Below are 6603 nucleotides of genomic sequence, written 5' to 3'. Positions count from 1 at the left end.
GCCGGTGAGGACGGCGATCGCGGTCACGAGGGTGGCCAGGAACGTGGCCGGCCGAAGTTTCACGAGGTCCTCCTGGACGACGAGGGACGTGCGGGGAATGTGGGGGTGACGAGCTCGGTGCGGTCGGTGCGGTCGGCCTGCTCACCTGCGCGATCAGGTCTCGATCACCAGGGGATTCGTGTGCGCGGTGGGTCCCGGACGTCGGCGACCTGCGCGAGCGCGTAGCGGGTCCGGCCGCGGTGCCGGCGGGAGCCGGAGGCACCGGGCACACCGGACGGCCGGAGACGCCCGCGGGCCTGCCCGGTCATGCCGGGCGCCGTTTCTCGTCACAGATCCTGCGCACGCTACCCATCCATCTTTGCCGCGAGTGACTGGGCGAACCGTTGGGGAGTGGCGCACCCCCCTCCGCCGATGACGTTGGGCGGGACGCTGTACAGGACGGCTGCGTAGCCGGTACGGACTGTCCAGTCGACCTCGCAGCTCTCGCTGTTGACGTCGTCGTAGGCTTCGAGGTCGCCGTCCTGGTGGGCTGCGGCCTTGCGGTGCGGGAGCAGTTGGATCGCGGTGTGGGAGTACGCGAGTGTGATGTCCGCGCCGTGGACGGTCGGTGGCCCGCTCCTCCAGGTGCAGGTGTCGACCGGAACGCCGGCGGTCGACGAGCCGCCGGGTGTTCCCACCGTGGTGAGCGCGAACTGGGAGATGAGGGTGTTGTCGATCACGTCGCAGGGCTGGCCGCTCCACCGAGCCGCAATGGGGGGCCCGGTGCCGGCCCCAGGGCTGCGGGTCGAGCCCGGCGTCGCGTGGGCCCGCGGGTACAGGGACCAAGCCGCCACGGACACACCGACGGCGGCCACGGCGAGCGCGGTCACGCCGACGAGGAGGCGGCGGCGCCGAGGTCCGCGCCCGGGCCGCGGTGCCGCCACCTCGCCCGCCGGAGGCGCTCCGGTCGGGTCGGGCAGGGCCAGCGTCGCGTTGCGGTGTTCGGTGATCAGCGCGTTGACGCCGGCGGGCAGCCACCGGGTGTCGTCGGCCGAGACGGCAAGGAGCCGGACCGCCTCCAGCACGTCGGGCCGCTCCTCGGGATCGAGTGCGAGGCAGCGGGTGAGGAAGGGGACGAGGTCGGCGGGGACGTCGGTGAGGTTGGGCTTCTCGTGGAGGGTCCGGTAGAGGATCACCTCCGGTCGCCCCTCCCCATAGGGGTGGCGCCCGGTTGCGGCGAAGATCAGTACGCACGCGAAGGCGAAGACGTCCGAGGCCGGCCCGGTGTTCTGCCCCCTGGCGTGCTCCGGCGACATGTAGCCGGGGGTGCCGATGAGCGTGGTCGTGTGCTGGGCGGCGTCCAGGGCGGCGGCGATGCCGAAGTCGATCACCCTGGGGCCGTCGTCTGCGACGATGACGTTGCCCGGCTTGAGGTCGCGGTGGACGAGCCCGGCGGCGTGGACGGCGCTCAGGCCCTCGGCGAGCCCGGAGCCGAGGACCCGCAGGGCCGTGTGCGGCAGCGGGCCGAGCCGCTGGACGGCCTGGTGCAGGGTCGGTCCGGGGATGTAGGCGGCGACCGACCACGGCGGGTCGGCGTCCGGGTTGGCGTCCACCACCTGCGCCGTGTAGAAGCCGCCCACTTTGCGGGCGGCGGCCACCTCCTGGGCGAAGCGCCGACGGAAGTCGGGATCGTGCGCGAGGTCGGGATTGACCATCTTGACTGCGACCAGGCGGCCCCCGGGTGAGCGTCCGAGGTAGACCTGGCCCATTCCGCCCCGGCCCAACCGCTTGAGGAGTTCGTAGGGGCCGATTTGCCGGGGATCGCCCGGGCCGAGCGGATCCATCAACTCACCGTCCACAGCTCGACGGCGCCTAGGAGGTCGGTCGTCGCCGTGGCCGCCGCCAGCAGCTTGCCGTCAGGACTGAACGCCAGGCTCTCGGCGCCGCCGCGACCCGCGGAGACGGAGGCGGCCTGCGTGCGGGTGGGGACGTCCCACAGCAGCACGTCCCCCTGTCCGCCGCTCACGCTCACGGCGACGGTGGTGCCGTCGGGGCTGAGGGCCGCGTAGTCGTAGCGGGAGTCGGGCGTGCCAATGGTGGTCTTCAGCTGGTGCGAGGTCATGTCCCACAGGTCGACGGCACCGTAGGAGACGATCAGGGTCCTGCCGTCGGCGCTGAAGGACAAGGAGGTGATGAGGTTGTCCGGTGCGACGCGGTCCAGTGCGAGGGTGGCTGTCGGAGTGAACGACGCGGTGTCCCACAGCTGGACCCCGTTCGTCTGGTCCGATCCGTAGCCGGCGGCCAGTACGGCGCTGTCCGGGCCGAAGGCGACGCACATCACGGCGCTGGTCATACCGGCGCCGCCCGGGCCGACCACCAGGTCCGCGAGCCGCCTACCGGAGCCCACCTCCCAGACCTGGACCTTCCCGACGCAGCCGCGCCCGCTGCGCCCGAGCGCCACCAGGCGCCCGTCCGGACTCAGCGCGACGGCGTTTCCCAACGAAAGGGTCGTCCCCTCGGTGTCGGAGACCACCGAGACCACCTTCTTGAAGGACGCGATCTCGCTGGTGGGGGTGACCTGCCAGACGGTGACGCCGAGCCGGTCGCCCGCGATGTTCCCGGTGTTGAAGTCGGGCGGCAGCATGTAGCTGCCGGCCAGCAGATTGCCGCGGCTGAAGGCCACGGAGTTGATCATGCTGGAATCCACTTCCGGCACCGTGAGCACGGCGTCAGCCCCGAGGCCTCCCGGGTCGCGGAAGACGTTGATCTGCCCGTCGTCGGTGCCGGAGGCGAGGAACATGCCGTCGGGGCTGAACGCCACGTCGTAGACCTTGCTCTGCGCCCCGACACCCATGGTCCGCAGCGGCTGAACCTTCAGGGCGTGCCCGCGGGTGCCCGCCATGCCAGCGCCACTCGCTGCGCCGGAGCCGTGGCGGGTTGTGCTGCCGCCGCGCGACCCGCGCCAGAGGGCGACGGGAACGCCGACGGCGGCCAGGGCGCCGCCGCCCGCCAGCGCCAGCACGGTCCGGCGACTCGGTGTGGCGGTACGCTCCCGGGCCTGCGCGTCTGTCTGCCGTTCCACGACCATGTCCGCCAGGGACGGGGGAAGCCAGGTCGTTGGGAGCGCGGAGGCCGGGCGCACGGACGCCGGACCCGCGCTGGTCAGCAGCTCGCGGATCTGCTGAAGGCTCGGGCGTTCGGCGGGATCCTTGGCCAGGCAGGCGCTGACCAGCCCCAGCAGCGGGGCGGGCACGCCGGACAGGTCGGGGTCCTCGGCGACGATGCGATGCAGTGCGGCGGATCCGGCGTCCCGGCCGAAGGGAGGGGCCCCGGTGGCGGCGAAGACGATGAGGGCGCCGAGCGCGAACACGTCGGAGGCGGGCTCGCTCACGCCGGTGCGGACCTGCTCGGGCGACAGGAACGAGCCGGGGACCGCGGCGACCGTCCGGGAGGGGTGGGCATCTTCCCAGGTGTGGGCCAGTGCGAAGTCGGTCACGCGCGGACCGTCGTCGGCGAGGATCACGTTGCCGGGAGTGAGGTCGCGGTGGAGCAGGCCCGCGGCGTGGACGGCCTCCAGCGCCTCGGCCAGCCCGGCTCCCAGTACGCGTACCGTCTCCTGAGGCATGGAGCCGTGGGCTGCCACCGCTTCCGCGAGGGACGGGCCGGGGATGTAGGCGCCGGCCAACCACAAGGGACTGTCGTCCGGTCCGGCGTCGACCACCTGTGCGACGTAGAAGCCGCTGACTGCCCGCACGGACGCCACCGTCGCGCGGAAGCGCTCGCGGAACCGTGCGTCCGCGCTCACCTCGGGTGCGACCACCCGCAGTGCGACCAGACGACCGCCGCGGGAGCGTGCCAGAAACACCTCACCCAGTCGCCCGTGGCCCAGTCGTCCGAGCAACCGGTACCCGCCGACCTCGCGCGGATCGGCCGCCTTCAGGGCCTTGACCATCGTCTGTGTCCTCCATCTGATGTGTTCTTGGGGCTGACTGACACGCAACGCCCACCCGACGCCGCAGTGGGGCATGACGCCCGGGGCCGACACGTGCTTCGTCGCCGCCCGATGCTGTGTCCGGGGGTGCGGATGGCGTCGTGCATCGCCTGACAGGGATTCAGGGGGCGGAGCCCCGGAGCTTCAGCTCCGCTTCCCTCGGAAAGTCGGCGTTGACCTGGTACCCGCTCACCATCTCCCCCTCTCCCTGCTTCCCCGCAGTGCAGTCGCCGCGGAACCCCGCGGTCCCGTCCCCCACCGTGGGCGCGCTGGTGCCCGAACAACAGGTCAGCCGACCGGCCACATACGGCCGGTCCAGCCGGCACCCGGCTGACCTGGACCTTCGCGGCCCGGCGTGGTGGTGCGTCAGAGCTGGTGCCGCCACGAGGTGATGAACACCACCAGCACGACCAGCAGCAGGACCACGCACGCGACCGCAATCTGATCTACGACATGAAAAAGCGGACCGTGACTGTTGAGTCACGACCCGCAGATTTCATGCACGTATCGAGGTGTCCGAGGAGGGATACTGCGCGGATGGTCTTCTTCACGCTCGCCGGCCTCCTGCTCGCCCTGTTCGCAGTGGACTTGGCCATCACGTTCTCCGATCGGGAGCGGAGCGAGGGGTCCCGCTGGGACACCTGGAACATGCTCGGCTACGGTCCGCTGTTCATCGTCATCTGCCTGGCCATGGCGCTCGACGTGTCCCTCGAACCGGGCTGGTCGCCCGCCGCGCGCAACCCCGTCCGATTCGGACTCCCGGTGGTGGTCGTCGTGTTCGGCGCCAGCTGGCTCCACAACTTCGGCAGACGCCTGCCCGCGCGCCTGCGGCAGGGGCGCGGTGTCGGGCCGCAGGCGCCCGGCGCCGGACCCGAGGCGGCGGACGACGAGCCGACCCCCTGACGTTTCGCCCGGCTGGGTGGTCACCGGCCAGGTGTCCGGAGCCCAGTGCGGCAGCTACGGCGCCTACCTCATCACCACGGCGGCCTGAGCGGGCCGTCAGCGGGCGACCGGGTGCTCCAGCGCGCTGATGAACTGGAGCAGGTGTTCGTTGATCAGCTCGGGACACTCCAGCGTGAGGCCGTGGCCGGCGCGCTGGACGATCTCGGCCCGCACGTCGGGGATCAGCGCGGTGACCCGCTCCCGTGCCTGGCGGGGGCGCAGCAGCGCGCTGCGGCCTCCGAGCAGGACGAGGGTCGGCAGGTGGATCGAGCGCAGTTCCTCGTCGGTGAACGTCCTGGCCGGGGGACGGGTGTTCGGCCGGTAGGCCCGCATGCCCAGCATCAGCGGGGCGATCATCTCGGGCGGTGAGCTGAGTGCGGGGTTGGCGAGCAGGCGTCCCAGGGCGGGCCGCAGCCGGCGCGGGGCGAGCAGGGCGAGCAGCCCGCCGATCGCGTGCAGGTAGAACCGCGCGGGAACCTTCTCGATCCCGCCCGGGTCCAGCGGGGCGATCGACGCGAGGCGTTCGGGTGCGTGAACGGCCTGGTTGAGGGCCAGCCAGCCGCCGTAGGAGAGGCCGACCAGGTGGACGCGTTCCAGGCCGAGACCGGCCAGCACCTCGCCGAGCCAGCTCGCGTTGGCCTCGCCGTCGGCCGCGACGACGCGTTGCACGCTGCGCCCGGGGTCGTCCAGGGTGTCGATCGCGTAGACCGGGTGGCTCGCGCCCAGGGCGGCGACCTGCGGGTACCAGTTGGAGGCGTGTCCGGCGTGGCCGTGCAGGAGCACGATCGGATCGCCGGTCCGGGCCCCGTAGCGGTGGACGTGGACCGTGCCGTAGGTGGTCTCGACGTCCAGTTCCTCGTGCGGGTCCGGCCACAGCTCCATGGCGCGGTCGTACGCCTCGAGGAACTTCCCGCGGGCCTCCTCGCTGACGAAACGTCCGACACTCGTCCTGGTCATGGTCCCCTCCCGATACGCGAAACAGCAGGACTTGATGGTATGTTTGTACCATAAAAACGTTCGGAGGGAGCCCGATGCCGAAGCTGGTGGACCACGAGGAGCGACGGGCCCAGATCATCGACGCCCTGCTCCGCGCGGCGGCGGACACCGGGCTGCACGCCGTCACCATGCGGTCCGTCGCCCTGGAGGCGGGCATCTCGGTGCGGCTCGTGCAGTACTACTTCGACACCAAGGAGCAGCTGCTGCTCGCCGCGCTCAACCGGCTGACCGCGCGGATGGGCGAGCGGGTCCGCGACCGGGTGCGCAGGACCGGCACCGCACCGTCTCCGCGGGACATCGTCGAGGCGGTCCTGCTCGAAGCCGTCCCCACCGACGAGGAGAGCCGGATCTTCCACCTGGTCCACACGGAGTACGCGGTGCTCTCGATCACCGATCCCGCGCTCGGCGGCCAGCAGTTCCTCGCAGCGCCCGCCGAGATGGAGGCGTTCCTCGTCGGTCATCTCGCGGCCGCGCGGCAGGCCGGGGAGACCGATCCGCGGATGGACGCCCGGCAGGAGGCCGTCGTCCTGATGGCCGTCTCCGCCGGCCTCGGCCTGAGCGTCCTGCTCGGCCAGCGCACGGCGGACGAGGCGACCGCCGTGCTGCACTACCAGCTCGGCCAGCTCTTTCCGGCCCGGGAGTGAGTCGGGGGCGAGTCGGGAGTGAGTCCGGAGTGAGTCCGGAGCGAGTCGGGG

Annotated in this window: 5 protein-coding genes; 2 read left to right on the top strand and 3 right to left on the bottom strand. The window is 71.9% G+C overall.

Annotation, left to right across the window (positions count from 1 at the left end; translation table 11 throughout):
- Window positions 1-344 precede the first annotated feature (344 nt).
- Both ABD323_RS26090 and ABD323_RS26085 read right to left on the bottom strand, forming a co-directional pair.
- On the bottom strand, window positions 345-1823 hold the full coding sequence (locus ABD323_RS26090; protein WP_344444403.1) for a serine/threonine-protein kinase: 1479 nt from the start codon (window positions 1821-1823) through the stop codon (window positions 345-347).
- Window positions 1823-3931: a WD40 repeat domain-containing serine/threonine protein kinase gene (locus ABD323_RS26085; RefSeq protein WP_344444401.1), complete on the bottom strand. Its 2109-nt coding sequence runs from the start codon at window positions 3929-3931 to the stop codon at window positions 1823-1825. The genes ABD323_RS26090 and ABD323_RS26085 overlap by 1 nt, the downstream gene beginning before the upstream one ends.
- A 576-nt stretch (window positions 3932-4507) precedes the next feature.
- On the opposite strand from ABD323_RS26085, the gene ABD323_RS26080 reads away from it, so the two are divergent.
- The gene (locus ABD323_RS26080) at window positions 4508-4873 is read left to right on the top strand and encodes a hypothetical protein (RefSeq protein ID WP_344444400.1); all 366 of its coding nucleotides are present in this window, start codon (window positions 4508-4510) and stop codon (window positions 4871-4873) included.
- A gap of 96 nt (window positions 4874-4969) precedes the next feature.
- On the opposite strand, the gene ABD323_RS26075 is transcribed toward ABD323_RS26080, so the two are convergent.
- On the bottom strand, window positions 4970-5869 hold the full coding sequence (locus tag ABD323_RS26075; protein WP_344444399.1) for an alpha/beta fold hydrolase: 900 nt from the start codon (window positions 5867-5869) through the stop codon (window positions 4970-4972).
- Between the two features lie 74 nt (window positions 5870-5943).
- Between ABD323_RS26075 and ABD323_RS26070 the strand changes: the two genes are divergently transcribed.
- Entirely contained in the window at window positions 5944-6552 is a 609-nt protein-coding gene (locus tag ABD323_RS26070; RefSeq protein ID WP_344444398.1) for a TetR/AcrR family transcriptional regulator, read from the top strand.
- The last annotated feature ends 51 nt before the right edge of the window (window positions 6553-6603 follow it).

The organism is Kitasatospora nipponensis, from assembly GCF_039528135.1.
GTDB classification, from domain to species: domain Bacteria; phylum Actinomycetota; class Actinomycetes; order Streptomycetales; family Streptomycetaceae; genus Kitasatospora; species Kitasatospora nipponensis.
The sequence above is the reverse complement of the archived record's forward strand: the minus strand, read 5'-3'. Positions and strand labels throughout refer to the sequence as shown.